Below are 1,930 nucleotides of genomic sequence, written 5' to 3' on the forward strand. Positions count from 1 at the left end.
TCGTTCGTCATGTTGTCAGCTTCGTCTAGTACGAGAATCTTGAATGGCACTTGGCTGAGCGAGGCCATGCGTGCAAATTCTTTCACGGTGGTCCGGACGACGTCGATTCCTCTCTCGTCGCTGGCGTTCAGCTCCATGAACACGTCTTGGAATCGTTCTCCGAACAGATCATGGGCGAGGCAGAGCGCGGCTGTCGTCTTTCCAGTTCCTGGGGATCCTGCGAAGAGGCAGTGTGGCATTGTTCCTCTCTTGACAAACTCTTCGAGACGAGAAACGATCTCTTCCTGATCGACGATCTCGTCCAGAGTGTTAGGCCGATATTTTTCAGTCCAGAGAGCGGCTTCCAACAGAGTCAGTCGGCAATATTTCTGGTCTAATACAAAAGACTGTTTAGGACGGCAAGAAAACCGTTCTTAATCCCAACTCCGGCGACGTTTCTTCTGGAACAAACCCCACAAGTACCCCAGTTATGGCTAATGGATCAAGTTCTCGCGATCTTGCCATCCCACGCTCCTCCCGCAGGAACCGATGCATGCTGGTGAATCAATTGCCATTCTTTCCCTCGCTTCTCAAAGACGTCGGTCTCACGGACAATCATGGATTTTGCATCGCCGCTCTTCATTTTGACGTCGACCCTCTGGACGGTGCAGACCATACCCATGTTGCCGTTCACCACGGCGTCGGTCTCGAGGAGGTCAACCTTGCAGGATTCGAAGCCGCTGAAGACCTTGTCAAAGAAGTTCCGCGCTGGTTGTACGCCTCTTGAGGCAAAGGCAGGTATGTCGAACCAGAGCGCATCCTGAGCCCAGTGTTTCGTGCTCTGCTGCCCAGTCATTGATGCGGCCATTTCCTTGACTATCGAGATGATAGCCTCCTTGTCTTTCTCTACGTTCTGCTTGTTTGCATCTTGCATTTCATTCACCGATCCCACTATGGTTGCTCTAGTATTTGACGAGGAAGTCCACTCGTGACAGAGGTTGTGATACAATGTCTGACAGGAATCATTCAGCCCGCTCATCTCGGCGCGGGAAAAATCGTTTCCCGGCAAGTCGCTATGGAATCTGGACTCTCAACATCACGTGTTTTGTCGTATGCTCAAGCTGGGGGACACACCCAAAGCCTCTTGCCGCCTGCCCGAAGAAAGACTCGAGGAACTTCGACCACTTCTCACCATAGTCATGGTGAGCGTTGAAAATGAGAGTCCGGCCTTCGACCTCCATGTCATATTGATACGAGGTTGCATATTTGGAGATCAGGGACAAGAAGCGTTGGAGACCATCGGAATCGAGTTTCTTAAACCAAAGGTAAAGGAATTCCTTGGGCTGTCTATCGCCAAGATGCTTCGCGTTCTTGACGAGCTCCTCCTCGACAGACGAGGCGAGTAAACTCCTGAAAAGATCCTGGGAACAGGACACAAAGCCATACTTTGCTGTGAACCTGTCCCACTCTGCATACTTCTCAAGCATTCCGGCAACCATGGCGTTGACACTTGTCCTTTTTTCCTTGGCGTCTTTTTGGATAAGGCGGTCAAGCTCTTCACTTATCCGTATTGTCCTCAGAACCGACTTCTTTCTCGTCGACAATGTGTGTCGGATTTGTGAGACGATGTATTACAAATAAGGGATTCTCATGAGCGCGCTTGGATTACATCTGAATTCATAACGATTTATTCGAATTCATCGAGCGAAAGTATATCGATCATTTTCAAAGTGTTGGAGACCGAGGTATGACACCTCAGCACAACAGAACCGGGGCGTTTATTGCCGACGAAGCCCAACAATAATTCGAGGACAATTAGGTTGGGAAAAATCCAATCTAAAAGACTGTTTCGCTCACCTCTACACGAAATATCCTGATGATCAGATCGTTCTTTCTAGTCAGGAACAGATATAGTGGGGTCTCCGAACCGTCACACTCCCTCCTGGGGCGA

General features: G+C 49.8%; 3 protein-coding genes. All 3 read right to left on the reverse strand.

Features of this window, described 5'->3' with window-relative positions; genetic code table 11:
• Positions 1–350, reverse strand: a 350-nt coding sequence (locus tag VGS11_06720) for an AAA family ATPase (GenBank protein ID HEV2119777.1), incomplete at its 3' end; no start/stop codon positions are given.
• Between the two features lie 131 nt (positions 351–481).
• Complete coding sequence (locus VGS11_06725; GenBank protein HEV2119778.1) at positions 482–913, reverse strand: nuclear transport factor 2 family protein; 432 nt, start codon at positions 911–913, stop codon at positions 482–484.
• 139 nt (positions 914–1,052) lie between these two features.
• Positions 1,053–1,583, reverse strand: coding sequence for a hypothetical protein (locus VGS11_06730; GenBank protein ID HEV2119779.1), 531 nt, complete (start codon positions 1,581–1,583; stop codon positions 1,053–1,055).
• Positions 1,584–1,930 lie beyond the last annotated feature (347 nt).

This window comes from Candidatus Bathyarchaeia archaeon (assembly GCA_035935655.1).
GTDB lineage: Archaea > Thermoproteota > Bathyarchaeia > 40CM-2-53-6 > 40CM-2-53-6 > 40CM-2-53-6.

Bases quoted from the DNA above. Each gene is read 5' to 3' on its own strand.
- VGS11_06725 (HEV2119778.1), bottom strand. From the start codon at position 913: ATGCAAGATGCAAACAAGCAGAACGTAGAGAAAGACAAGGAGGCTATC.